This window comes from Citrobacter sp. Cpo061 (assembly GCF_030332845.1).
Classification (GTDB): domain Bacteria; phylum Pseudomonadota; class Gammaproteobacteria; order Enterobacterales; family Enterobacteriaceae; genus Citrobacter; species Citrobacter portucalensis.
In genome coordinates this window covers 66,096-91,622 of the sequence record NZ_JAOWHB010000019.1, presented here as the reverse complement: position 1 = coordinate 91,622, position 25,527 = coordinate 66,096, and the positions used below count along the sequence as shown (strand labels likewise).

Genomic DNA, 25,527 nt, shown 5'->3' with positions numbered 1-25,527 from the left:
AAAGATAACTTGTCATACAGCTTTAAAAGGTGAGTGCCATCACAAAAGTGTGAATCTTCGTGTGGTCATTATTTCGATTCAGCAAAGCCAGCGCTGGCGCGGCTTGACGCGTGATTTACCTCTTTGAGAGTAATTTTTTTGTCACCATTTGTTGATCTAACTCACGAAAATATCTTCAGTGTATGGAAATTGGTGTGATAACTTTGTCAACATCAAAACATAAGCAATCTGACGCACTCGTTGAGAGGAAGACGATAATGACCCCGTTTATGACTGAAGATTTCCTGCTGGACACCGAATTTGCCCGCCGTCTGTACCATGATTACGCCAAAGACCAGCCGATCTTCGATTACCACTGCCATTTACCACCGCAACAAATCGCTGAAAACTACCGTTTTAATAACCTGTATGACATCTGGCTGAAGGGTGATCACTACAAATGGCGTGCGATGCGTACTAATGGCGTCGCTGAGCGCTTGTGTACCGGCGATGCGTCCGATCGCGAGAAGTTTGACGCATGGGCCGCCACGGTTCCGCACACTATCGGTAACCCGCTGTACCACTGGACCCACCTCGAATTACGTCGCCCGTTTGGTATTACAGGTAAGCTGCTTTCTCCTGCGACTGCTGATGAAATCTGGAACCAGTGCAACGAGCTGCTGGCGCAGGATCAATTCTCCGCGCGCGGCATCATGCAGCAGATGAATGTGAAAATGGTCGGCACTACCGATGACCCGATCGACTCTCTGGAGCACCATGCGGCCGTTGCTAAAGACGGAAGCTTTGATGTGAAAGTGCTGCCGAGCTGGCGTCCGGATAAAGCCTTTAACATTGAGCTGGCGACCTTTAATGACTACATGGCGAAGCTCGGTGAAGTGTCCGACACCGACATTCGTCGCTTCGCAGACCTGCAGACTGCGCTGACCAAACGCCTGGATCACTTCGCGGCTCACGGCTGTAAAGTCTCTGACCACGCGCTGGACGTGGTGCTGTTTGCTGAATCTAACGAATCTGAACTGGATAGTATTCTGGCGCGCCGCCTGGCGGGTGAAACCCTGAGCGAGCATGAAGTTGCCCAGTTTAAAACTGCCGTACTGGTGTTCCTCGGCGCAGAATACGCGCGTCGCGAATGGGTACAGCAGTACCACATCGGCGCGCTGCGTAATAACAACCTGCGTCAGTTCAAACTGCTGGGCGCGGATGTTGGCTTTGACTCCATCAACGACCGTCCGATGGCCGAAGAGCTGTCCAAACTGCTGAGCAAGCAGAATGAACAGAACCTGCTGCCGAAAACCATTCTCTACTGCCTGAACCCGCGTGATAACGAAGTGCTGGGCACCATGATCGGCAACTTCCAGGGCGAAGGTATGCCGGGCAAGATGCAGTTCGGTTCCGGCTGGTGGTTCAACGATCAGAAAGACGGGATGGAACGTCAGATGACGCAGCTGGCCCAGCTCGGCCTGCTGAGCCGTTTCGTCGGCATGCTGACCGATAGCCGTAGCTTCCTGTCATACACGCGCCATGAATACTTCCGTCGCATTCTGTGCCAGATGATTGGCCGTTGGGTTGCTGCAGGTGAAGCACCGGCAGATATCCAGTTGCTGGGTGAAATGGTCAGAAATATTTGCTTTAACAATGCGCGTGATTACTTCGCCATTGAACTGAACTAAGGCCCGGGTGAAGGTATGCAATACATCAAGATCCATGCGCTGGATAACGTCGCGGTAGCGCTCGCTGATTTGGCTGAAGGAACCGAAGTCACCGTTGATGGGCAGGCGGTAACCCTGCGTCAGGCGGTCTCTCGTGGCCATAAATTCGCTTTACGCGATATTGCGAAAGGCGAAAACGTCATTAAATACGGTTTGCCAATTGGCCATACGCTGGTGGACGTTGCGGCGGGTGAGCATATTCATGCTCACAACACGCGCACCAATCTGAGCGACCTGGACACGTATAGCTACCACCCTGATTTTCAGGCGGAAGTTGCACAACCGGCGGATCGTGATGTGCAGATCTACCGTCGTGCCAACGGGGATGTTGGCGTGCGCAACGAACTGTGGATCCTACCGACGGTAGGCTGTGTTAACGCCATGGCGCGCCAGATGCAGAACCGTTTTCTGAAAGAGACTAACGACGCCGAAGGAATCGACGGCGTGCATCTCTTCAGCCACACCTACGGCTGTTCACAGCTCGGAGACGACCACATTAACACCCGCACCATGCTGCAAAACATGGTGCGTCATCCGAATGCGGGTGCGGTGCTGGTGGTTGGCCTTGGTTGTGAAAACAACCAGGTTGATGCCTTCCGCGAAACCTTAGGCGAGTACGATCCTGAGCGCGTTCACTTCATGGTCTGCCAACATCAGGAAGACGAAGTGGAAGCGGGGATTGAACATCTTCACCAGTTGTACAACGTGATGCGTAACGATAAGCGTGAGCCGGGTAAGCTGGGCGAGCTGAAGTTTGGTCTGGAATGCGGCGGCTCTGACGGCCTGTCTGGTATTACCGCCAACCCGATGCTGGGTCGTTTTTCTGACTACGTGATTGCTAACGGCGGCACCACCGTACTGACCGAAGTACCGGAAATGTTCGGCGCCGAGCAACTGCTGATGGACCACTGCCGCGATGAAGAAACCTTTGGCAAGCTGGTCACCATGGTCAATGACTTCAAGCAGTACTTCATTGCTCACGACCAGCCGATCTACGAGAACCCATCGCCGGGTAACAAAGCGGGCGGTATCACCACGCTTGAAGATAAATCTCTCGGTTGCACGCAAAAAGCAGGCTCCAGCCAGGTGGTGGACGTACTGCGCTACGGCGAACGTCTGAAGACGCATGGTCTGAATCTACTGAGCGCACCGGGTAACGATGCGGTGGCGACCAGTGCCCTGGCGGGCGCGGGCTGTCATATGGTGCTGTTCAGTACCGGTCGCGGTACACCTTACGGTGGTTTTGTGCCGACGGTGAAAATTGCCACCAACAGCGAGCTGGCGGCGAAGAAAAAGCACTGGATCGATTTTGACGCTGGACAGTTGATCCATGGTAAAGCGATGCCGCAGTTACTGGAAGAATTTGTCGATACCATCGTTGATTTCGCCAACGGCAAGCAAACCTGCAACGAGCGGAATGATTTTAGAGAGTTAGCGATATTTAAAAGCGGCGTAACGTTGTAGTAAATACCTGATGGTACCTGCATGCAGGTCTGCGCAAACCGTAGGCCTGATAAGCGCAGCGCCATCAGGCACAAACCGTTGTCGGATGGCGGCGAACCCGCCTTATCCGGCCTACGAGATAGAATTGGGGTTGCTTGCATGACCGCGTATTGGCTGGCCCAGGGCGTAGGTGTCATCGCCTTTCTGATCGGTATTACCACCTTTTTCAATCGCGATGAGCGCCGGTTCCGGCTGCAACTCGCTGTCTATAGCGCCACCATCGGCGTGCATTTTTTCCTGATGGGTGCCTGGCCTGCGGGAATGAGTGCAGAACTCAACACCATCCGCACACTTGTCTCAATGCATACCCGCAAACTGTGGGTAATGACCGTTTTTATTGTCCTCACCCTGGTTCTCGGGCTGGCGAAATTACAGCATGCGATGGAGCTGTTGCCGATAATTGGCACGCTGGCCAGCACCTGGGCGCTGTTCCGCTGCAAGGGGTTAACCGTGCGCTGCGTCATGTGGTGCGCAACTGCCTGTTGGGTTATCCATAATTTCTGGCTGGGATCGATTGGTGGGACAATGATCGAAGGGAGTTTTCTGGTGATGAACGGCCTGAATATTATTCGCTTCCGGCGAATGCAAAAACGCGGAATTGATCCGTTCAAACTTGAAAAAAGCGTACAAGAAAAGAACCCCTCCGCCCGATGACGGAGGGGCGTAGGGATTAGCCGCGCAGGGCGTTATTTGCCAGACGCTCGTCTTCTGCCTGGCAGGCTGCAGCGGTAAACAGGACGTCTGTAGAAGAGTTCAGCGCCGTTTCACAGGAATCCTGCAATACGCCGATGATAAAGCCAACGGCAACAACCTGCATGGCGATGTCATTCGGGATACCGAACATGTTGCACGCCAGCGGGATCAGCAGCAGAGAACCGCCCGCCACGCCCGATGCACCACAGGCACACAGCGAAGCCACCACGCTCAGTAACAGCGCAGTCGGTAAATCAACCGGAACACCCAGCGTATTCACCGCCGCCAGCGTCAGTACGGTAATGGTGATCGCCGCGCCAGCCATATTGATGGTGGCGCCCAGCGGAATAGACACCGAATAGGTATCACGATCCAGATTCAGTTTCTCACACAGTGCCATGTTCACCGGAATATTTGCCGCCGAACTGCGGGTAAAGAAGGCATACACGCCGCTTTCACGCAGACAGGCCAGCACCAGAGGGTACGGGTTACGGCGAATTTTCCAGAAGACCAGCAGTGGGTTAACCACAAATGCCACCAGCAGCATACAGCCTACCAGTACGGTCAGCAGTTGGGCGTAGCCCCAAAGCGTTGCGAAACCGGTGGTTGCCAGCGTAGAGGAGACCAGACCAAAGATACCGATTGGCGCGAAACGAATCACCAGTTTCACCATAAAGGTGACGGCGTTGGACATATCATTGACCAGATTTTTGGTCGTTTCATTACCGTGGCGCAGTGCAAAGCCCAGACCAACGGCCCATACCAGAATACCGATATAGTTAGCGTTAAGCAGGGCATCAACTGGGTTAGAAACCATGCTCATCAGCAGGCTGCGCATCACTTCAACAATCCCGGACGGCGGTACGATATCCCCCGCACTGCTGGAAAGATGCAGTGTTGATGGGAAAGCAAAGCTGAAGACAACGGCGGTTAATGCCGCTGAAAATGTTCCGAGCAGGTAGAGGAACAGAATGGGGCGGATATTGGTTTTTTGCCCGTGCTGGTGGTTGGCGATAGAAGCCATCACCAGCATCAGAACCAGAATTGGCGCGACGGCTTTTAATGCGCCGACGAACAGCGTACCCAGCAAACCAACGGCTTCAGCCGCAGGTTTTGACACCAGTGCCAGTAAAATCCCCAGTACCAAACCGATCAAAATTTGTTTAACCAGGCTCCCTTGCGCCAAACGCGAGAGTAGCCCCGATGAACGTTGCGTAGTCATGTAGTAATCCTTTCATTGTGTTGTTGCCTTACCTTTGTGCGTTCTGTTGACGCATCTTTCAGGATCGGGCAAATGTTTGCATGGCTGAGTATAAGGAAAGAACGCGGTTCGGGAAGCGAAATATCCTGGATTCCGCGTTGAGATCATATTTTATAACTTTGACTTAACATTATTTTGACATGATAAACAAAAAGCCCGACGCACGCAGTGTGCTGTCGGGCTTTTCAGCTAGCAGATGAAACTTACTGTATTTGCTGCTTTTTATCGTGCTGGTGGTTGACCCAAGCGTTCACAATCAGCGTCACAAACAGAATGCCAAATACCACGCCTAACGAGATAGCGATCGGGATATGGTAGAAATCGACGATCAGCATCTTAATACCGATAAACACCAAAATGACCGACAAGCCGTACTTCAGCATGGAGAAACGCTCCGCCACGCCCGCCAGCAGGAAGTACATCGCACGCAGACCCAAAATAGCAAACAGGTTCGAGGTCAGCACGATGAACGGGTCGGTGGTCACGGCAAAGATAGCCGGAATACTGTCGACGGCAAAAATCACATCGCTCAGCTCAACCAGAATCAACACCAGCATCAGCGGCGTAACAAACAGCAGGCCGTTTTTACGCACGAAGAATTTTTCATCTTCGATGGTATCGGTCATGCGCAAATGACCGCGCAGCCAGCGTACTAACGGTCTGTCGCCAATACCGGAGGCATCTTCTTTCGCCAGCGCCATCTTCACGCCGGTAAACAACAGGAACGCGCCGAACACGTACAACAGCCACTCAAACTGGGTGATAAGCCAGCTGCCCGCGAAGATCATGATCGTACGCAGCACAATCGCACCCAGCACGCCATACACCAGTACCCGACGCTGCAACGCAGGCGGCACGGAGAAGTAGCTGAAGAGCATCAACCAGACAAAGACGTTATCTACCGCCAGTGATTTTTCGATCAAATAGCCGGTAAGGAACGCCAGCGCCTGTGGGTCGGCAACGGCGCGCCCCTGGGTTTCCGCCAGGTACCACCAGAATGCAGCGTTAAACAGTAACGACAACGTTACCCAGACGATAGACCAGGCTGCAGCCTGCTTCATTGACATCGTATGCGCGCCACGACGCCCCTGCAACAGCAGGTCGATGGCCAGCATAATTACCACTACGACAGCGAAGCCACCCCATAACAACGGTGTGCCGACAGTATTCATTGTATTTCCCCATGCATAAAAAAAACGGCCAACGCCGAATGACGTTAGCCGCTGCTTTTTATGCATAGACCTTGCCATTCGGCAAGGTCTCACTTACAACAACAAAGGAATACGGTGGCGTATTCCTTTGTTATCGCCCGGTGACCGGATGTGGTTTTTCACACATCGTAATGACGATCAACCGACAACGAAGTTACTCCCCTTTGCGGGTTACAAAATATTACAGGCCATGCTTTCAGTCAATGGCCTGCAACATTCGTTTTACACACCTTTACGCAGTCAGCGATGTTTCCGCTTCGTCTGCCGGGAAAACCACGCCGGTCTGGCGGCGAATCTCCGTTTGCAGTTTGGCGGTAATACGGCTGACGGCCAGTGCCGGGTGATCTACTTCGCCGGATTCAACCAAATGGGCAAAAGCCTCTGCCTCATACAGCATAGTATTGATGTGTTGAGGCGTCGTCAGATCCTGCGTTTTTCCCCCGCGTGGCACGAAGCACACCTTTTGGCATTCGGAGATATGCTCGATGACCAGCGATCCCGACTCGCCCTGAATTTCACTGGCTAATACCGAGTCGCTTACTTTTGAGTGCTGGAGCGTAACGCTGAAATCACCGTAATTCAGCACCACCACGCCGTGGGCATCCACGCCGCTTTCCAGCAGGCTGGCGCTGGCCTGAACGCTCTGCGGTTCGCCCCACAGCGCAACCGCCGAGGCCAGGCAGTAAAAACCGATATCCATAATCGAGCCATTGGAGAACGCCGGATTAAACGTGTTCGGATTTTCACCGTCCAGATAGCGCTGGTAACGCGAGGAGTACTGGCAGTAATTGATAAACGCTTTCCTGATTTTTCCTACTCTGGGTAGTGATTGCTGTAACAGCAGGAAATTAGGCAGGTAGGCGGTTTTAAACGCTTCAAACAGCACGACCTGATTCTCACGCGCGCAGGCGATAGCGGCTTCGGCTTGCGCCAGATTGGAGGCCAGCGGCTTTTCGCAAATAACATGCTTTTTGTGCCGCAAAAACAGCTCGGTCTGTGGAAAGTGCAGGGAGTTCGGGCTGGCGATATAGACAGCGTCGATTGCCTCGCTTTGCGCCATCGCTTCCAGTGAGGTAAACAGATGTTCGACAGGGTAATCGTTGGCGAAGGTCTGTGCCTGCTCAAGGCTACGGGAATAGACTGCGGTTAACTTATACTTGCCGGTTTCATGGGCGGCATCGACAAACTGGCGGGTGATCCAGTTTGTGCCAATTACTGCGAAACGTATCATAAAGGCCTTCAGGCTGCGAAAAGGGATTCTTTCGTCAATTTAGCATGCCCTGAAGACAAAGCCAGTGCGCGACTACGCAGTTTGCTTTAACGATTGTTGCGTTAACCACAGGCGGGTATCGAACTCCAGTTGATGATACTGAGGCTCCATATGACAGCAAAGCTGGTAAAACGCTTTGTCGTGCTCTTTTTCTTTCAGATGCGCCAGTTCATGAACGACGATCATGCGTAAAAAGGGTTCTGGGGCGCTGCGAAACACGGTGGCGACGCGGATCTCCGCTTTGGCTTTGAGCTTACCGCCCTGCACGCGAGAGATGGCGGTATGCAACCCCAACGCATTCTTCAGAACGTGGATCTTGCTGTCATACATGACTTTATTCAGCGGAGGGGCGTTACGCAGAAACTGATTTTTCAGATCCTGGGTATATTGCCAGAGCGCTTTGTCAGTCGCGAAGTCATGCGTACCCGGATAGCGCTTCTCCAGCACTGCGCCCAGGCGCTGCTCAGCAATCAGCGTTCTCACTTGAGAAAGCAAATGTTCCGGGTAGCCCTGGAGGTAAGTTAGTTGGTTCATTCATGTCCACGCAAATCATAAAAGTGTATACTCACGCACCCTTTTCAGGGATACGCCGAAATTTTACCATTCAGGAGGGCCGATGAGCCACATAGACAACGGTTTCCGTTCGCTGTCACTTAAACGTTTCCCGGAAACGGATGACGTTAACCCGCTGCTGGCGTGGGAAGCTGCAGATGAATATCTGCTGCAACAGCTGGACGATACCGAGATTAGCGGCCCGGTGCTGATCCTGAATGATACCTTCGGCGCGCTGGGCTGTGCGCTGGCGGAACATACGCCGTACAGCATCGGCGATTCCTATCTCAGCGAGCTTGCCACGCGCGAGAACCTGCGTCACAACGATATTGCCGAGTCGAGCGTCAAGTTCCTCGACAGTACCGCTGACTATCCGCAGGCGCCGGGCGTGGTGCTGATTAAGCTGCCAAAAACCATGGCGCTGCTGGAGCAGCAACTGCGTGCGCTGCGCGAAGTGGTAACGCCAGAAACGCGTATCATCGCCGGGGCAAAAGCGCGTGATGTACATGCCTCGACGCTGGAACTGTTTGAAAAAGTGTTGGGTCCAACCACCACTACGCTGGCGTGGAAAAAAGCCCGATTGATCAACTGTACGTTCAGCAAACCGGAGCTGGCCGCTGCCTCGCAAACGCTAAGCTGGAAGCTGGAAGGCACCGACTGGACTATCCATAACCACGCCAACGTCTTCTCCCGTACCGGGCTGGATATCGGCGCGCGCTTTTTTATCGAGCATCTGCCGGAAAACCTTGAAGGGGAGATTGTTGATCTCGGTTGCGGCAACGGCGTCATCGGTATGACGCTGCTGGCGAAAAACCCAGAAGCCAGTGTGGTATTTGTTGATGAATCGCCAATGGCGGTGGCTTCAAGCCGCCTGAACGTGGAAAGTAACATGCCTGAAGCGCTGGATCGCTGCGAGTTTATGATTAACAACGCGCTGTCTGGCATTGAACCGTTCCGCTTTAACGCTGTGCTGTGCAACCCACCGTTCCACCAGAAGCACGCGCTGACGGATAACATTGCCTGGGAAATGTTCCACCACGCCCGTCGCTGCCTGAAAATCAACGGTGAGCTGTATATTGTGGCTAACCGTCACCTCGACTACTTCCACAAGCTGAAGAAGATATTCGGCAACTGCGTGACCATCGCCACCAATAATAAATTCGTGGTGCTGAAAGCGGTCAAAACCGGTCGCCGTCGGTAATAGCGGGTGCCGGATGCGGCTAACACCTTATCCGGCCTACGAAATACATCCTGTTAAATTTCCAGTGCCAGTCGGGTGCCTTGCGCAATAGCGCGTCGGGCATCCAGTTCCATCGCCACATCGCAGCCGCCGATCAGATGCACCGTTTTACCAGCCGCGTGCAGCGGATCGACCAGCTCACGGCGCGGCTCTTGTCCGGCACAAATCACCACGTTATCCACGTTAAAGATCACCGGTTCACCGTTCAACACAACGTGTAACCCATCATCATCAATCTTCTGATAGCTGACTGCCTGGATCATTTTCACGCCGCGTGAGAGTAGGGTGGCGCGATGGATCCAGCCCGTCGTTTTACCTAAACCTTGCCCCGGTTTGCTGGCTTTGCGCTGCAGCATCACTATCTGGCGAGGGCTGCGGGATAAGTGCGGGCCTTCCGGGCGTAAGCCGCCAGGCTGTTGCAGGCTGGTGTCGATCCCCCATTCCACGCAAAACTCCGCTATGTTCTGGCTGGTGGGTTCACCGGGCTGACTCAGATACATTGCGGTATCAAAACCGATCCCGCCGCAGCCCACGATCGCCACGCGTTTACCCACTGGCGTCTTATCGCGCAGAACGTCGAGATAGCTCAGCACTTTAGGATGATCGATCCCCTCGATCGGCGGCATGCGTGGCTCGATCCCACTGGCAAGGATCACTTCGTCGAAGGTGTGCAGATCGTGTGCGCTGACAAAGTGATTCAGCTTCAGGGTCACGCCAGTCACGTCGATCATCCGGCGGTAGTAGCGCAGGGTTTCATAGAATTCTTCTTTGCCGGGGATCTGTTTGGCGATATTAAACTGCCCGCCAATCTCGCCATGTGCGTCAAACAGCGTCACGTGATGCCCGCGCGCTGCGGCATTAATGGCGAAGGCGAGGCCCGCAGGCCCCGCACCGACAACCGCCAGATTTTTCGGCACAGCTGCCGCAACGATCGGCATTTTGGTTTCATGGCAGGCGCGCGGATTGACCAGGCAAGAGGTGACTTTGCCGACGAAGATCTGATCCAGACAGGCCTGGTTACAGCCGATACAGGTGTTGATCTCATCCGCTCGTCCGGTTTGCGCTTTTGACAGCAGTTCGGCATCGGCGAGGAACGGACGGGCCATCGACACCATATCGGCATCGCCACGGGCCAGAATGTCATCGGCGACCTGGGGATCGTTAATGCGGTTGGTGGTGACCAGTGGGATTGCCACATGCCCTTTCAGCTTACGCGTCACCCAACTAAACGCACCGCGCGGTACCGGGGTAGCGATAGTGGGAATACGTGCCTCATGCCAGCCAATACCGGTGTTAATAATGGTGGCCCCCGCGGCTTCTATAGCCTGCGCCAACTGAACGGTTTCGTCGAAGGTTCCGCCGTTTTCCACCAGATCGAGCATCGACAGGCGGAAGATAATAATAAAGTCATTCCCGGCACGCTGACGTACCGCTCGCACCACCTCAACGGCAAACCGCATGCGGTTGGCATACTCACCGCCCCATTGGTCATCGCGCTGATTGGTACGCAGTGTCAGGAATTCGTTGATGAGATACCCTTCCGACCCCATCACTTCCACGCCATCGTAGCCCGCTTCCCGCGCCAGCTGTGCGCAGTGGGCAAAATCTTCAATCAACTGCAGCACTTCATCGTGCGTTAATTCATGTGGCGTAAAGCGGTTAATGGGTGCCTGAATAGCAGAAGGCGCCACCAGATGCGGCTGGTAGCTGTAACGTCCGGTATGCAGGATTTGCAGGGCGATTTTGCCGCCTTCATCATGCACAGCATCGGTAATGACGCGATGGTGAGCAAGCTGGCTGGTGTCGTTCAGCATCGCACCGCCTTCCATCCCCACGCCAGAAAGCGCAGGCGCAATACCTCCGCTCACAATTAACGCTACGCCGTGACGGGCGCGCTCGGCGTAGAACGCGGCCAGCCGTTCTGCACCATCGGGATACTCTTCCAGCCCGGTATGCATTGAACCCATCAGCACGCGGTTTTTAAGCGTGGTGAAGCCTAAATCGAGCGGGGCGAACAGCGACGGATAGCTCATAAAGGTGTCCAGTATGTAAAATTATTGTTATGTGGTCGGATGAGTTAATAATTTAGCCGTCGCCGCGTAAAAGGGAAAAGGGGAATGCCGTGATTGTGATGGGATTCAAAAAAGGAGTGGAGCCAGAGGACGAATATGCCGGATGTCGGTGCAAGCACCTAATCCGGCCTGTGAAAATGTGTCTTTGTAGGCCGGATAAGCGAAGCGCCATCCGGCGTTATGTCACAGATTACTGTTTTTTAAGAAAATCGTTATACAGCATATAGAGATGCGCCGCGCTCCAGGAGAAATTCGGTGCGCCCTGCTGTGCGCCGGTCAGCGGGTTATAGTTTTCCTGAATCGGACCGTCAGCGGTGAGGCCTTTGGCGTGGCTGAAGAAGGTATCCGCCAGTTTTAACGCGTCATCGCGATAGCCGTAACGCTCCATACCTTTTAGCCCGAACCAGAACTGATCCACCCAGACGCGCCCGCGCCAGTAGATATCCGCGCCGAAAGCCGGGTTGGTCAGCGCCGCCGTGCCAAGCGGGACAAAGGTGTTGAACTCTTTGGGGTCGAGCATCACCTTAACCACCGCGTCCGCATGGGGCTGCGTTGCTGCGCCGTTAAACAGCGGTGACCAGCCTTCCGGCCCTTTGCCACGTTCGACGATCGGTTTACCCGCACAGCCGTTTGCCAGCGGCTGGTCCTCAATACGAACGTCATAATAGAATTTTGTTGTCGGGTCGAACATGCAGGTGTTGATGTAATCTGCGAGTTTTTGCGCCAACTGGCGATAGCGCTGCGCCTCTTGGTGTTTGCCGAGCAGGGTTGCCATCTGCGCCAGATAATGGTTGTCGCTGTACATGTAGCTGGCCTGATCGACTGACTCCTGCAACAGCGAGTAACCCAGCAAATTACCGTCTTTACTGCGATTTTCGGCAAATTTCACCACCCAGTCGCTGCGTTTTCCACCACCCGCGACATATTTATCCAGTTGATCTTTATCGATAAAACCGAATACAGCCGCATCGTCACGACCGGACTCCCACGAGGCGGCAACCTGCGCTGGGATCTCCAGGCTGTCATACTGACCCTTATCGATCACGGTGGCGTAGTTGTTAAGCCCGGAGAGCGTTTCTTCCTTGTCGCCTTTTTTCACCGTAAACAACATTTCGCCGCGGTCAGTATTGTGGGCTTTATCGCGGGTAGCGCCGTATTCCGGCACGCCGTTGCTGTTATGATCGCGGTTACGCAGCCACCAGTCGTGATACGCAACCAGCTTTGGATACATCTCTTCGAGCCAGGCCTTGTCTTTGGTGACGTTGTAGACCTCCATCACCGACCAGGCCGCCAGGCTGGGCTTGGTGTTGCGCTCGTTCCAGTTACCGCCGTCGCCGCCGCGTTCCGGGCTGAGATTCCAGGCAATCAGGTCGGGAATGAATCCGGCATCCTGCGGGCGAACCGGATCACCGGGTTTAACCTGCCATGAAAAGACGGCGCGAATATTCTCTTTGGCGATCTCCGGGTTAAAGTGCGCCATAGCGAAGGCCTGCTTCCAGGTGTCCCACGGCCAGGTTTGGTTGCCGGAGAACCAGCGGCCGGTGACCGATGGCGTCACGGTATTGTGTTTTACCGCACCGCCTGGCGAGCGCCAGTTGCCGTTCAGCGTTTCAATAGCTTTTACCGCGACCCGGGTTTGTTCCGTTGTGGCATCCGGGTTAGTTAAGCCTTTTTGCAGATAATCTGCCCAGCGCTTTTGTGATGCAGCAAGATACCAGGCCGGGCGCGCCAGAATATCGCGGATCTGCGGCTGCTCTTTCGCCACATCCTCGGCGGTAAGCAGATGAGACCAGGTGGTGTAAATGGTTGTCGAACCACTGATATGGGCCTTCCCCGTAAAGCGATGACCGTTAACCGTGGTTTTCATAGCGACAGATTTATGCACCTGATACTCTGACTCACCGGAGGTGAGCAGATCCCAGGTTGAGCGCACTTTGCCGAAGGTGACTTTCAGACCGTCGTGCGTGGCGGTGATTTTGCGCTGATAGCCAGGGAATTCGCTATCAATGGTTTTATCCGACAGCGCTTTTCCCTCTTTGGCTTCCAGTTTCTCCAGCAGCTCGCCGTCCCACACCAGATCCAGCGGCGTGTTGCTGGTGATTTTGGTTTCCAGCAGCGAGGTGCGCGGGCTGGCAAAACGCAGCGTCATCTCTATTTGCACATGCTTAGATGAAAGCTTTTGCACCAGCGCGCCGGGAATGCTGTAGGCCTCAAGCGCGAAATCGACCTTTTTACCGTGCTGGTACACCGTCAGACGGTCAAAATTATTGGCCATAAAATTGATGTATTCTTCGGTCAGCAACGCCACGCCTGGAAAGCCGCCCATCGTTGCAGGGCCGTCCGGGAGCAAATGACCGTGCCAGGCGCCAAGATCGAAAAATGGATTAAAGCGCTGGTGGTCGTCGTGATCGTAGTCATGCATGTAGCCCGGCGCACCGGTGCGATTAATGATGTTTTTAAAGTCGTTAGCACTGGCGGCATGTGCGGAGAAGTTCATCAGCAGGATACAGGCCAGCGGCGTAAGAATAGGTTTCATGTTCATGGTATTCCGGTCCTTGTTACCAATAGAAATATTGCATCAGGAAGATTTGGTCGCTCGGGTCGCCGGATGCATTCTGCATATAGAATCGACTGTCGAAGGCGGTAGCGAAACGGCCGCCGCCGTATTCATACCAGATACCGAACTGCATAAAGGAAGTGGTTTCGTCCTCGGCGCGATCCGGTTGGTGTTTGGCGTAGCTATAAGCAGTGGAGAGGTAAACGCCTTTTAGCGCTTCATACATCGCGCTGACCATGTAGCCGGTTTCGGTGCCGGACACATCCAGCCCGTCGGCGCGGCCCGTGTGGTGCCAGGCGCGGGCGGCGAAGTTGGGCGAAAGGATGCCGGTCAGGAACAGCTGTCCGGTACCATCTGTGATCTCCAGGCCGTTCATCCAGGTTACGCCTTCAGTCAGGTCGTACTGGATATAGCCGTTCATCATGGCCGGATAGGTATATTTATCGTCGTAGCGATCGTATTTACCAAAGTGCAGCCAGGCTTTGCTCTCGTCGTGGTGTCCGGCGGGTGTTGCTGTCACGCTGTAGCGCAAAGGACCGGTCAGGTTTTGCACCTTAATGGCAGTCATGATGTCACGGGTGTTGGGAATAACGTAGCCCAGGTCTGGAGTGAAATCCCCCCACCATTGCAGGTCATCCAGCGAAGAGTCCTGGCGCAGGCTGAGCATCAGCTCCGTTCCGTCATTGGTACGATAACCGCCGTAAAAGCGGTTGATCCCGCCCTCGAATCCGCCCCAGCTATGGTCAGGAACCCAGGCATTGCCCTGATGGTCGGCCTGCACGGTCCAGCCCTCGCCGTAGATCAGACCAAACCAAGAGCCGTGTTTTATCTCCAGGCCACCTTCTATATAGGTACCATCACTGTATTTATGTTTGTCTTGTCCTTCTAAATCCATATATCCCCCCATGCCCAATTCGCCATAAAAGCGAAATGAGGGGGAAGATATTTCTGGCGTTTTCGTGTCGTCGTGTTCTGCCGGGCGAACTTCTTCTGCACCCAGAGAGGAGACGCAGAAAAAGGGCAGGGCAATAATTGCCCTGCAACAATGGCTAATGTTTTTCATGCTTCGATCCTAAGCAAATAAAATATAATTTTTATTGTTATATACCCGTCATACTTCAAGCTGCATGTGCGTTAGCTACGTTCGTTCACCCCAGTCACATAGTTATCTATGCTCCTGGGAATTCACTCACTTGCCGCCTTCATGCAACTCTAATTATTTTAGTTATAGCCTTGGAGAATATTGTTTATTGTTATTATGTTTTAGTCATTAATTGATATCTGAAGCAGGGGCTGCCTCAATAGCTTTTTCTTCTTTGGTTAGCCCTTTGATATATTTACTGTATTTCCACCAGGCAAAACCGAGGAAAATAACAATCCCACCGACGTTATAGAAAATAATGGTCATGATATTGCCGCCGGTTGGGAAGGTAGAGGCAATAAATCCGATGGTGAAAAGAACGATCAGCATCGACACCACAACAATGCCGGTTTTTTGCGAACCCATACGGAAGTCGCGCGGTAAGTGGTCCAGTTTTGCACGCAGATTCAGGTAAGCCAGCATAATAAACAGCGGCGGCAGCATCGAGGCGGCGGCGGTCATGTTGATGATAGTGTTCATTAAATCCTGCACGGTATTGGAACCGAGCGTCGGGATAATCATCAGCGGGATAACGATCAGGAACTGGATCCATGCTGCACGGGCCGGGACGCCGTTTTCATTCAGTTCGACGGTTTTTTTACCGAAAATACCCGCCGGAATTTCTGAGAAGAAGATCTTCACCGGCGTGGCGGTCCACATCAGCAGGGAGCCGAACATCGCGGTAAAGGAGACCAGGCCGACAAAGCGGTTCACGACCAACTCCGGCAGGCCGAAATATGCCGCCAGGCCGTGGAATACCTGCACCGATCCACCGGTAAACTTCAGCTCTTTGCTGCTGACGAAGACGTTAATCAGCACCGAGGAGATGGAATAGAGCACGCCGATAAAAATTCCGGCAATGATAATGACCTTCACGAATGATTTGGAGCCGCCCTTGACGTCGTTGACGTAAACCGCCACCGACTCCGCGCCGCCTGCCGCCATAAAAATCCAGGTGGTGATACCGAGGAAGGCCCAGTTAAAATTCGGGATCATTGCGTCTACGGTGATAGGGTCAGCAGGCTGTACGCCACCAACCAGCGCCGTACCTGCCAGTAAAATATAGGACAGCGTCAGCAGCAGCATCAACGTGGAGGTGACCGAGGTAATCGGCCCTAACATTTTTGCACCATTGGTCGAAACCCAGGTGGAGAAGGCAAACAGCACCATACTTAACACGGTGGTTGCGAACGGCGTCAGAATGTATTCGTAGCCTAAAAAAGCATATGAGGCGTAGGCAATAACGCGGGGCAAAAGCGAGGTAAAAAAGAACAGGTTAACGAACCAGTAGGTGTAGGCAGTAATAAATGCCCAACGTCCACCCAGCGAACTTTTTACCCATGCGTAGACACCGGCTTCGGAGTTTTTATTCAGCGAAACAAATTCGGCGATGATTAAGCAAAACGGAATAAAGTAGAAAATCGTCGCGAGGAAAAACATCGGTGCGGATGCCAGACCAAGCTCAATATTATTGTTGATTACGTTATTAAAACTATAAACCGCGGCAAAGGTGAGTGAAAGTAAGCCGAACTTGCCGATGGTATTACGTTTGGTATCAGACATAGCACATCTCCGATTCCTGATTATTATAGGGTACTGGCGGCGCAACGTCGGCGCCGCCTGTGTTTTTATTTATTATGAAAATAACCATCTTCGATGGTGACTTTGAGTACGACTTTTTTCACTGCGTTATTACAAATAAAACGATAGGCTTCATGGTTGTCACAAATAACCATTTGTCCTCCGTGCACTTCGACGGTTTTTCCACAACCTTTCAGATATTCGCGATCGGTTTCATCGCGATAATATTCAACCACCTGGAGATCCTCTTTGGCGGCATACTCTATTTTTTGCTGCCCTTGCAGGTAGTAATGGATCTCAAAATAACGACGATGACCGGTAAACAGCGCATCGGTCGCGGAGTCTGTCTCCACGCGGTAGCTCAGGGAATCACCGATAGAGTGGGCGACGCCTGGCTGAATATTGTCAATATTTTCAATAGCCTCGACGCAGCGTTGCCATTTCCGACCTGAAGCATAGCGTTGCTGGAACTGCTCTAAGTTGTTGATGATCCTCATTTTGTATTCTCGCTGTGCATATTCGTGGAAAAGAACCCGGTGCCAAAGGCGCGGTTGGCGGTGGTTTGAGCGCCAGATTCGCTGCCGGAAACCGGCAACAACGTGAAGCCGTAGCTGAATGACGTAAACCAGACGCGCCAGGAATCGAGTACTTCACTTCCCCACGAGTTGGAACCTAAGCCCAGCAACTGGTGGTCCAGATTCAGGGTGATGTCATCGCTACGCTGTAGCGCGTTGCAGTGTTGTGCGGCAAAGATATTTTCTGACGTATAGCGCCAGGCGCTCAGGTTGACAGCGCGCTGCGGAACCACCAGCAGACCGTTGCCGTGGCGGTTGGTTAGTGTTGCCCAGCGCACGTCCTGACGATTGCCGTTGTTTTGCGGGAAAGGATAATTTTCGAACATCTCATCCACGCTGCTGCGCCAGATGTCGATGATGTTGGCCTGCTGGCTATCGGCATAGTTTTCACCTGGACCACGTCCGTAATACGCCACCTGGCCCAAATCACCGTTGATGCCCATCGTGAAACCGATGCACGGAATAATGTCCCGGTACTCGCCGTAAGGCTGGCCAGAAAGTTCCACATTCAGCTGACCGTCCGCGGCAATGCGCCAGCGATAGGTGCAGCGCATACCGAAATCGAATACCGGCGGGGCGATAATGGTCTGGCTGGTTATCAGCAGCGCATCATCGGTTTGCTCAAGGGTAAACTCGCGCAGATGCTCCTGCATAATCTGTAAATGATTCGGCTGCCAGAGGCCTTCGAACTCTTGCTTGTGGTTATCAATGGTCGGTTTGAAGAAATTAATCTTCGGCTCGCGGGTAATCAGCTCTTCGCCATTGACGTTCCAGGCGATCGGTTTACCGGTCAGCTTTGAGAAGGTCAGATGGAAGTTATAACCGCGAACGGTGCAGCTCTGGCGGCTGTCTTCCAGCGTCAGAGGGTTGGCGTTTTGCAGGCTAAACGGTACGGCAGCCGCCGTTCTGGCCTTCAGCGGGAACTGATAAGTCGCGATGTGATGCCCGGCTTCGCTGTATGACGTGCGGGAATCTTTCGTCACGGTGACGTTAAGGAACGCTTCGCGCGCATCCAGCTCCGGCAGTTCGCATTGCAGCAGCGCGTCGCTGTTGGGAGGAACGTCGCGCAGTTTTATCTGCTGAACAGAGAGCGTATCTCCTTCGGCGCGAACCTCAATATGCAAGGTGTAGTCGTCAAGCGTGGTGAACCAGAGTTTGTTTTCTACCCGTAGCTCGCCGCGGGCCAGATCCTGTGCGCGCACTTTCACCGGCGCAATTACCTGCTTGTACTCTTTCAGTCCCGGTCCTGGGGTTTGATCGGAATAAATCAGGCCATCAAGGCAGAAGTTGTAGTTGTTCGGATAGTCGCCGTAGTCGCCGCCATATTTGTACCAGACGTTGCCGTCGTCATCTTTAGCCTGAATCCCGTGATCGCACCACTCCCAGACATAGTGCCCCTGAATGCAATCATGCTGATAGAAGACGTTCTGATATTCCGTTAGCCCGCCGGGACCGTTGCCCATGGCGTGAGCATATTCACAGATGATGCGCGGTTTAGGATGCGGATATTCACCAAACTCATTCATCAGCGGCACGCGGGTGTACATGGTGGAGATGATATCCACCACTTCAGCGTCACGATCTTCTTCGTAATGGATCAGACGCGTGTCATCCAGCGCTTTCGCAGCGTGATACATGGCGCGGATGTTACAGCCGTATCCGGATTCGTTACCGAGCGACCAGATGATGATCGAAGGGTGATTTTTCTGCGCATGGACGTGGCGCACGATGCGCTCAACGTAGACATTTTCCCACAGTGGATCGTCGGTGATCCGACTGATATCGCCGATATTGGCGAAGCCGTGAGATTCAACGTCTGTTTCGGCCATCACGAACAGGCCGTAGATATCGCACAATTCATAGAAACGCGGATCGTTCGGGTAATGGGCGGTGCGTACGGAGTTGATGTTGTGCTGCTTCATTAACAGCAGATCTTTTTCAACGCGATCCATACCGACCGCGCGGCCCTTAAGATGATCGTTATCGTGGCGGTTAACGCCATGCAGCATCACGTAGCGGTTATTGATGTAAAACAGACCGTCGCGAACTTTAATATCGCGGAATCCAACGCGCTGTGGCACGACCTCAAGGATGTTGCCGCTGGCATCTTTCAGCGTCATCACCAGATGGTAGAGATACGGCGATTCCGCAGACCACTGCTGCGGCGCGCTAACCTTGAAATAAAAAGCGGTCTGCGTTTGTTTATCCACTTTCAGGGCGTTAATCACACCGCTATGCAGTGCCTTCTCACCGTCAAACAAGGTGTATTCCAGCGACGCTATCGCTGGCGTGGAGGCCAGGTTTTCCAGCGCAATGTTGCAGGAGAGGGTGGCGTCGCGATAGTCATCATCGAACTCGGTGCGAACGGTAAAATCCTGAATGTGGGTCGCCTGTTTGCCGACCAGATAGACGTCGCGGAAAATTCCCGCCGACCACCACATATCCTGGTCTTCAACGTAGGTGGAATCAGCCCATTGCATTACGCGAACGCACAGCAGGTTATCACCGGTCTTCACCACCGCGCTGATATCAAATTCGGCCGTCAGGCGGCTGCCTTTGCTGAAGCCAACGTACTGACCATTCACGTAAACTTCGAAGTAGGTTTCTACGCCATCAAACTTAATCAGCGTCTGTTTGCCCTGCCAGCCTTCGCTGAGGGTGAAAATACGCTGATAGGCCCCGGTGGGGTTATTGGTCGGAACGTAGGGGACATCAATCGGGAAAGGAAAACCTTCGTCGGTATACTGCAGCTTGCCGTGTCCTTCCATCTGCCACATGCCGGGGACGGTGATGCTGCCCCAGTCACTCATAAACTGCGACGTAAAGGCTTCCGGCACCTGCAGCGGATGCTCAAAGAACTGAAAATTCCACTGACCGCTTAGCAGCTGAAAGAGACTGCTGGTTTCGCGGGCAAACGAGCGAGCCTGCGCAACGGAGTCGTAAGAGAAAAAATATGCGCGTGGCGCCAGTCGATTTTCGTGGGTGAGCTGAATGTTTTCCCAGCGATTCATAAGGCCTCCCGGTGGAGAAAAATTGGAACCATTCATTGTAATGGTGGGTAAGTGTAATTGATGGTGATTTTAGTAAAAGTTTTACTAAAATATAGCGGGTGAGGTGATTTACTTTAACTGGATCACGAAAATAATTCGGACGCGGAAAAGAATGCATGACAATGCGCGCCCGGCATCAGAAGAAACCGGGCGGGTTAACGGGGGATTTCAGCGGGTGGTGCCGCGCAGTTTCAGCTTGCTGGGAACAAAAACCAGCAGGGGGAGCGCACGCCCGTCACGGGCTTTTTCGAACAGCAGGTTGACGCCCTGACTGCCCATCATTTCCGAATGAATGCGAACGGTGGAAAGCGGAGGAAAGGTGAAACGCGCCGTTGGGATATCATTAACGCTAATCAGCGAAATATCCTGCGGAATATTCAGACCACGCTCGTGGATGGCGCGCAGAACGCCAATGGCAATCGAGTCTGAAGCCACAAACAGGGCGCTGGGATAGTCGGGTTTCGCCAGCATTTCTTTAGCCAGTTCATAGCCTGATGAACTGGAGAAACCGCCGCGATAGATATCCTGTTCAGAAACGACCTGCTGCAGACGACCGTATTCGACAAACGCGGCTTCGCGGATATCGGCCTTGCCTGGCTGGTCTTCGCCACCGATGAAACCAATGCGGGTGACGCCCTGGGCAATGAAGAAGTCGATGCTCTCTTTGCTGATGCGTGCCAGATCGATATCGACGGCATCATATTCGCTGCCGGATTCATGGAAATCGATAAAGCAGATGTTGTCGGTAAGCGCTGTTGCCGCCTCGCGCAGAGCGGGAGAAGGTTTGCCGACAATAAGAATGCCGGTAATGTGTTTGCTCTCCGGCAGACCACTGTGCTCATAGCAGTTGGTCAGTTCGATCCCGAGTTTCTCACACTGGGTTTCAATCCCATGGCGGATCGCGAGGTAGTAAGGATCGTTGATTTCCAAATCTTGCTGATAGCTGTAGAGCGCCAGAATATGCTGGGGGCCGAGCGCGCTGGTCTGGTTCTTTCGGGCGCTGCTGGTTTTGTACTCCAGCTTTTCCGCGATCTCCAGAATGCGATGCTTAGTCTCTTCTTTTACATTCAGCGTGGGGTCATCGTTTAAAACCCGGGACACTGTCGCCAGGGACACGCCAGCTTCGATTGCGATGTCTTTAAGTGTTGCCATGTTTGCCTTTTCCCTGAGTTACCTGCGCATTGTAAATGAAGTGCTTATCTATTCATCTGTTTTCAGTAAAAAAAGCATGATTAATTGACATGCTCGGGGTAAAACTGGGCTTTCAGAGTGTGATGAGTACGTCATTTTCCCGCTTTTAAGAACAATGCCCGGAAAATATTTTGCTAGTATTTAGTAAAATTTTACTAAAGGAGAAAATAATGGATACCGTCGCATTTGCTGATTTTGCCCGAATGGAAATACGTGTTGGAAAAATCGCACAGGTAAAGCGCCATGACAATGCCGATAAGCTGTATATCGTACAGGTAGATGTGGGAGAGCGTACGCTGCAAACCGTAACCAGCCTGGTGCCTTACTACAGTGAAGAGGAGTTGATGGGCAAAACGGTGGTGGTGCTGTGTAATCTGCAAAAGGCCAAAATGCGCGGTGAGACATCAGAGTGCATGCTGCTGTGCGCGGAAACCGACGATGGCAGCGAAAGCGTACTGTTAACGCCAGAACGCCTTATGCCTGCTGGTGTGCGGATTGTTTAAGTTAGGTTAATTGCCGGATGGCGGCTACGCCTTATCCGGCCTACAAAAGAGTGTCTTCTATAGGCCGGGTAAGGTTGTTACATTTGCTCCACGCTCACCCGTAATGCTGCCAGGGCTTTGCGCGTCGATCGCAATACCAGATCGCATTGCTCGATCGTTAACGTCAACGGTGGTTCGATGCGGATCGTCTTTGCATTATTAAGCGTGCCGGCAACCAGCACCCGCTGGCGGAACATCTCACTGGCAAAGTTGTAGCCGATTTCATTATCGACAAACTCAATCGCCATCAGCATTCCCTTACCGCGTACATCATGCACCAGGTCCGGATATTCCCGCGCAAGCTGGCGGAAACCATCCAGCAACATATCGCCTTTCTGCTCCGCCTGAGCCGGTAAATTTTGCTCCAGCAGGACGTTAATGGTGGCCAGCGCAGCTGCACAAGCGAGCGGGTTGCCGCCAAACGTGGTGGTATGCAGGAAAGGATTGTCGAACAGGACGGAGAACACCTCTTCGGTGGCAATGGTCGCGCCAATTGGCATCACACCGCCGCCCAACGCTTTGGCCAGGCACATAATGTCGGGTTGCACGTTTTCGTGTTCGCAGGCGAACATCTTGCCGGTACGCCCCATGCCGGTTTGCACTTCGTCAAGGATCATCAGCGCGCCAAACTCATCGCAAAGTTTACGAACGGCGGTCAAATAACCTTGCGGCGGCAGGATCACTCCTCCTTCACCCTGGATCGGCTCGAGGATCACAGCTGCGACATCGTCACCGGTCTTTTTACACTCGCTGAGCATGGTGCGCATTGCGTTAATATCGCCAAACGGCACATGACGGAAGCCCGGCAGCAGCGGCATAAAAGGTTTACGGAAGGTGGATTTAGCCGTAGCGGACAGCGCGCCCAGTGATTTACCGTGGAATGCGCCGCTGGTGGCAATAAACGTAAATTTACCGCGCGGCGATTGATATGCTTTCGCCAGCTTCAGGGCGGCTTCAACCGACTCGGTCCCGCTGTTACAGAAAAAACTGTATTTCAGTTTACCGGGCGCCAGTGCGGCGAGGGTTTTTGCCAGCATGGCCCGCAGAGGGTCAAGTAACTCCTGGCTGTGCAGAGGTTGTTTCGCGAGTTGATTCTGTACGGCGGAAACCACGACTGGATTACGGTGCCCCACGTTGAAAATTCCAAAACCACCCAGGCAATCGACGAACTCCTGCCCCTGGGTGTCGACAAGCGTATTCAGGCTTCCCGCTTGCCACTCTACGGCTCCGTAATCCCCGCCTGCAGTTACAGATTTTCGATACTCTAAGAACCCCGGATTGACATGCTCCTTGAAGTACTCAATCACCTCTCGGTTTAACGATTTCATTTCCTCATGATCAAGCGTGCGCTTTTCGATGAGATTCAGTGCGTGTGCGCTGCAGGCCAGGGCCGATGCGCTGGAAGGTAACCTGTTCAAAATATGCTCCCGGAGCTCGCGTATCACATGATACTGAATTAAGTATTGCAGGGATTGCGCCATTCCGGCGCGCTTAGCAAAAATCGGGATAAACACCAGGAAATATCTCATTTACGCAACATTTAATGCCGCGATTTAACATTTGCTGGCATTTTGCCCAAGTAAGGAGCCTGAAAACAGATCGAATAAACGCAAATTTGCGCTAAAAATGGGCAATATTTGCACTGTGACGGTGCGCTGGTAGAAGTGACGTTGAATAGTTACTAGATGAAAGTATTTTAAATCAATGGATTAGAATGCGTACAGATTTTGAGGTTTAATCGCAAATTGCGATCTAAATCAAATTTAACAACTAAAGATAAAAAAATTATCGCCGAAATAACATAAGCCGAAAGAGTTAACAACCAGATAACCTGCACAGGACGCAATCATGTCTTCTCATCCCTACGTTAGTCAGCAAAATACACCGCTGGATGATGATATCACCCTCATGTCTACCACCGATTTACAAAGCTATATCACCCATGCGAACGATACATTTGTCCAGGTCAGTGGCTATCAGCTGAATGAATTGCTTGATAAGCCGCACAATCAGGTTCGTCATCCGGACATGCCAAAAGCGGCGTTTGCGGATATGTGGTACACCCTGAAGCAGGGCGAGCCATGGAGCGGGATTGTGAAAAACCGGCGTAAGAATGGCGATCACTACTGGGTGAGGGCCAATGCGGTGCCGATGGTGCGGGAAGGACGCGTGACCGGGTATATGTCGATTCGTACCCGGGCTACTGACGAGGAAATTGCGGCGGTAGAGCCTTTGTATAAAGCGCTGAACGAAGGACGTTGCAACCGACGTATTCATAAAGGGCTGGTGGTACGCAAAGGCTGGCTGGGTAAACTGCCGGCGATGCCGATTCGCTGGCGGGTACGCAGCGTGATGGCATTCATGTTTGTCCTGCTAGCGGCCACATTGCAGCAGATGGGCGCCGAATGGCCGTTACTGCTGATGAGCGCGTTGGTGATGCTTTTTGGAACGGCTATTTTCGAATGGCAGATTGTGCGTCCTATTGAGAATGTCACCCGTCAGGCGCTGAAAGTGGCGACCGGTGAGCGGAACAGCGTGTCGCATCTTAACCGTAGTGATGAACTGGGCCTGATGCTACGAGCAGTGGGCCAACTTGGATTAATGTGTCGCTGGCTCATTCACGACGTCTCCAGCCAGGTGAGTTGCGTGCGCAGCGACAGCGAAACGCTGGCGAAAGGCAGCGATGATTTAAACAAGCATACGCAGCAGACTGTCGAGAACGTGCAGGAAACGGTGACCACCATGAATCAGATGGCAGCATCGGTGAAACAAAACTCAGAGACCGCCGCCGCGGCCGATAAGCTCTCTATTGCCGCCAGTAGCGCGGCAACGCACGGCGGTGAGGCGATGGATACCGTCATCAAAACCATGGACGATATCGCCAACAGCACCCAGCGGATCGGCACCATTACGACGCTGATTAACGATATTGCCTTCCAGACCAACATTCTGGCTTTGAATGCCGCTGTTGAAGCCGCGCGGGCGGGCGAGCAAGGGAAAGGGTTCGCCGTGGTGGCGGGAGAAGTACGTCATCTTGCTAGCCGTAGCGCCAGTGCAGCCAATGATATCCGCAAGTTGATTGATGCCAGCGCTGACAAGGTGCAGTCCGGATCTGACCAGGTTCACGCCGCAGGACGCACGATGGACGATATTGTGGCGCAGGTACAAAACGTCACTCAGCTGATCGCCCAAATCAGCCACTCCACGCTGGAACAGTCAGATGGTCTTTCCAGCCTGACCCGTGCGGTGAATGAGCTGAGCAACATTACACAGAAAAACGCCGAACTGGTTGAAGAGAGTGCGCAGATTTCCGCGATGGTGAAACATCGCGCGGGTCGTCTGGAAGATGCGGTTACGGTGCTGCATTAATACTAAAAAT

Annotated in this window: 18 protein-coding genes; 6 read left to right on the top strand and 12 right to left on the bottom strand. The window is 53.1% G+C overall.

Features of this window, described 5'->3' with window-relative positions; genetic code table 11:
* The first annotated feature begins 257 nt into the window (after positions 1-257).
* The 3 genes from uxaC (at position 258) to OGX97_RS01715 (ending at position 3,866) form a co-directional block, all read left to right on the top strand.
* Positions 258-1,670: a glucuronate isomerase gene (gene uxaC, locus OGX97_RS01725; protein WP_235126574.1), complete on the top strand. Its 1,413-nt coding sequence runs from the start codon at positions 258-260 to the stop codon at positions 1,668-1,670.
* Positions 1,671-1,685: 15 nt separating this feature from the next.
* Positions 1,686-3,173: a UxaA family hydrolase gene (locus tag OGX97_RS01720; RefSeq protein ID WP_008785871.1), complete on the top strand. Its 1,488-nt coding sequence runs from the start codon at positions 1,686-1,688 to the stop codon at positions 3,171-3,173.
* Positions 3,174-3,311: 138 nt separating this feature from the next.
* On the top strand, positions 3,312-3,866 hold the full coding sequence (locus OGX97_RS01715) for a YgjV family protein (protein WP_032945077.1): 555 nt from the start codon (positions 3,312-3,314) through the stop codon (positions 3,864-3,866).
* Positions 3,867-3,882: 16 nt separating this feature from the next.
* On the opposite strand, the gene sstT is transcribed toward OGX97_RS01715, so the two are convergent.
* The 4 genes from sstT to OGX97_RS01695 form a co-directional block, all read right to left on the bottom strand.
* Positions 3,883-5,127 carry a serine/threonine transporter SstT gene (sstT, locus tag OGX97_RS01710; RefSeq protein WP_032945076.1) on the bottom strand — a complete coding sequence of 415 codons (1,245 nt, stop codon included), beginning with the start codon at positions 5,125-5,127 and terminating at the stop codon, positions 3,883-3,885.
* A gap of 242 nt (positions 5,128-5,369) precedes the next feature.
* On the bottom strand, positions 5,370-6,338 hold the full coding sequence (locus OGX97_RS01705; RefSeq protein WP_003828551.1) for a TerC family protein: 969 nt from the start codon (positions 6,336-6,338) through the stop codon (positions 5,370-5,372).
* 271 nt (positions 6,339-6,609) lie between these two features.
* Positions 6,610-7,608: a Gfo/Idh/MocA family protein gene (locus tag OGX97_RS01700; protein ID WP_103014960.1), complete on the bottom strand. Its 999-nt coding sequence runs from the start codon at positions 7,606-7,608 to the stop codon at positions 6,610-6,612.
* A 72-nt stretch (positions 7,609-7,680) separates the two neighbouring features.
* A complete protein-coding gene (locus tag OGX97_RS01695) occupies positions 7,681-8,181 on the bottom strand; it encodes a M48 metallopeptidase family protein (protein ID WP_137378110.1) in 501 nt (166 codons plus the stop codon).
* A gap of 82 nt (positions 8,182-8,263) precedes the next feature.
* Here OGX97_RS01695 and rlmG point away from each other — a divergent pair, with 82 nt between their 5' ends.
* Positions 8,264-9,400 (top strand): 23S rRNA (guanine(1835)-N(2))-methyltransferase RlmG, encoded by a 1,137-nt coding sequence (gene rlmG / locus OGX97_RS01690; protein ID WP_279850794.1) that lies wholly within the window; start codon positions 8,264-8,266, stop codon positions 9,398-9,400.
* A gap of 53 nt (positions 9,401-9,453) precedes the next feature.
* On the opposite strand, the gene OGX97_RS01685 is transcribed toward rlmG, so the two are convergent.
* From OGX97_RS01685 to ebgR, 7 genes are all read right to left on the bottom strand, one after another.
* A complete protein-coding gene (locus OGX97_RS01685) occupies positions 9,454-11,472 on the bottom strand; it encodes an NADPH-dependent 2,4-dienoyl-CoA reductase (RefSeq protein ID WP_235126586.1) in 2,019 nt (672 codons plus the stop codon).
* Positions 11,473-11,701: 229 nt separating this feature from the next.
* On the bottom strand, positions 11,702-14,053 hold the full coding sequence (gene ygjK, locus OGX97_RS01680; protein ID WP_235126594.1) for an alpha-glucosidase: 2,352 nt from the start codon (positions 14,051-14,053) through the stop codon (positions 11,702-11,704).
* Between the two features lie 16 nt (positions 14,054-14,069).
* Positions 14,070-15,131: a protein YgjJ gene (gene ygjJ, locus OGX97_RS01675; RefSeq protein WP_234096766.1), complete on the bottom strand. Its 1,062-nt coding sequence runs from the start codon at positions 15,129-15,131 to the stop codon at positions 14,070-14,072.
* A gap of 207 nt (positions 15,132-15,338) precedes the next feature.
* Positions 15,339-16,772, bottom strand: a complete 1,434-nt coding sequence (locus OGX97_RS01670; RefSeq protein WP_003828538.1) for an amino acid permease — start codon at positions 16,770-16,772, stop codon at positions 15,339-15,341.
* A 65-nt stretch (positions 16,773-16,837) separates the two neighbouring features.
* A complete protein-coding gene (locus OGX97_RS01665) occupies positions 16,838-17,287 on the bottom strand; it encodes a beta-galactosidase subunit beta (RefSeq protein ID WP_279850796.1) in 450 nt (149 codons plus the stop codon).
* On the bottom strand, positions 17,284-20,376 hold the full coding sequence (gene ebgA / locus OGX97_RS01660) for a beta-galactosidase subunit alpha (RefSeq protein WP_279850797.1): 3,093 nt from the start codon (positions 20,374-20,376) through the stop codon (positions 17,284-17,286). Before ebgA ends, OGX97_RS01665 begins: the two co-directional genes overlap by 4 nt.
* A gap of 207 nt (positions 20,377-20,583) precedes the next feature.
* Positions 20,584-21,567: a transcriptional regulator EbgR gene (gene ebgR, locus OGX97_RS01655; RefSeq protein ID WP_032945068.1), complete on the bottom strand. Its 984-nt coding sequence runs from the start codon at positions 21,565-21,567 to the stop codon at positions 20,584-20,586.
* A 209-nt stretch (positions 21,568-21,776) separates the two neighbouring features.
* Between ebgR and OGX97_RS01650 the strand changes: the two genes are divergently transcribed.
* The gene (locus OGX97_RS01650; RefSeq protein WP_016157522.1) at positions 21,777-22,109 is read left to right on the top strand and encodes a tRNA-binding protein; all 333 of its coding nucleotides are present in this window, start codon (positions 21,777-21,779) and stop codon (positions 22,107-22,109) included.
* Positions 22,110-22,186: 77 nt separating this feature from the next.
* Here the strand turns inward: OGX97_RS01650 and ygjG are convergent, their stop codons facing one another.
* Entirely contained in the window at positions 22,187-23,566 is a 1,380-nt protein-coding gene (ygjG, locus tag OGX97_RS01645) for a putrescine aminotransferase (protein ID WP_167371260.1), read from the bottom strand.
* A gap of 430 nt (positions 23,567-23,996) precedes the next feature.
* On the opposite strand from ygjG, the gene OGX97_RS01640 reads away from it, so the two are divergent.
* The gene (locus OGX97_RS01640) at positions 23,997-25,517 is read left to right on the top strand and encodes a methyl-accepting chemotaxis protein (RefSeq protein WP_048236810.1); all 1,521 of its coding nucleotides are present in this window, start codon (positions 23,997-23,999) and stop codon (positions 25,515-25,517) included.
* Positions 25,518-25,527: the final 10 nt, after the last annotated feature.

Bases quoted from the DNA above. Each gene is read 5' to 3' on its own strand.
- sstT (WP_032945076.1), bottom strand. From the start codon at position 5,127: ATGACTACGCAACGTTCATCGGGGCTACTCTCGCGTTTGGCGCAAGGG.
- OGX97_RS01670 (WP_003828538.1), bottom strand. From the start codon at position 16,772: ATGTCTGATACCAAACGTAATACCATCGGCAAGTTCGGCTTACTTTCA.
- OGX97_RS01650 (WP_016157522.1), top strand. From the start codon at position 21,777: ATGGATACCGTCGCATTTGCTGATTTTGCCCGAATGGAAATACGTGTT.
- OGX97_RS01665 (WP_279850796.1), bottom strand. From the start codon at position 17,287: ATGAGGATCATCAACAACTTAGAGCAGTTCCAGCAACGCTATGCTTCA.
- ebgA (WP_279850797.1), bottom strand. From the start codon at position 20,376: ATGAATCGCTGGGAAAACATTCAGCTCACCCACGAAAATCGACTGGCG.
- OGX97_RS01640 (WP_048236810.1), top strand. From the start codon at position 23,997: ATGTCTTCTCATCCCTACGTTAGTCAGCAAAATACACCGCTGGATGAT.
- OGX97_RS01700 (WP_103014960.1), bottom strand. From the start codon at position 7,608: ATGATACGTTTCGCAGTAATTGGCACAAACTGGATCACCCGCCAGTTT.
- OGX97_RS01695 (WP_137378110.1), bottom strand. From the start codon at position 8,181: ATGAACCAACTAACTTACCTCCAGGGCTACCCGGAACATTTGCTTTCT.
- OGX97_RS01715 (WP_032945077.1), top strand. From the start codon at position 3,312: ATGACCGCGTATTGGCTGGCCCAGGGCGTAGGTGTCATCGCCTTTCTG.
- ebgR (WP_032945068.1), bottom strand. From the start codon at position 21,567: ATGGCAACACTTAAAGACATCGCAATCGAAGCTGGCGTGTCCCTGGCG.
- uxaC (WP_235126574.1), top strand. From the start codon at position 258: ATGACCCCGTTTATGACTGAAGATTTCCTGCTGGACACCGAATTTGCC.
- OGX97_RS01705 (WP_003828551.1), bottom strand. From the start codon at position 6,338: ATGAATACTGTCGGCACACCGTTGTTATGGGGTGGCTTCGCTGTCGTA.
- OGX97_RS01685 (WP_235126586.1), bottom strand. From the start codon at position 11,472: ATGAGCTATCCGTCGCTGTTCGCCCCGCTCGATTTAGGCTTCACCACG.
- rlmG (WP_279850794.1), top strand. From the start codon at position 8,264: ATGAGCCACATAGACAACGGTTTCCGTTCGCTGTCACTTAAACGTTTC.
- ygjK (WP_235126594.1), bottom strand. From the start codon at position 14,053: ATGAACATGAAACCTATTCTTACGCCGCTGGCCTGTATCCTGCTGATG.
- OGX97_RS01720 (WP_008785871.1), top strand. From the start codon at position 1,686: ATGCAATACATCAAGATCCATGCGCTGGATAACGTCGCGGTAGCGCTC.
- ygjJ (WP_234096766.1), bottom strand. From the start codon at position 15,131: ATGAAAAACATTAGCCATTGTTGCAGGGCAATTATTGCCCTGCCCTTT.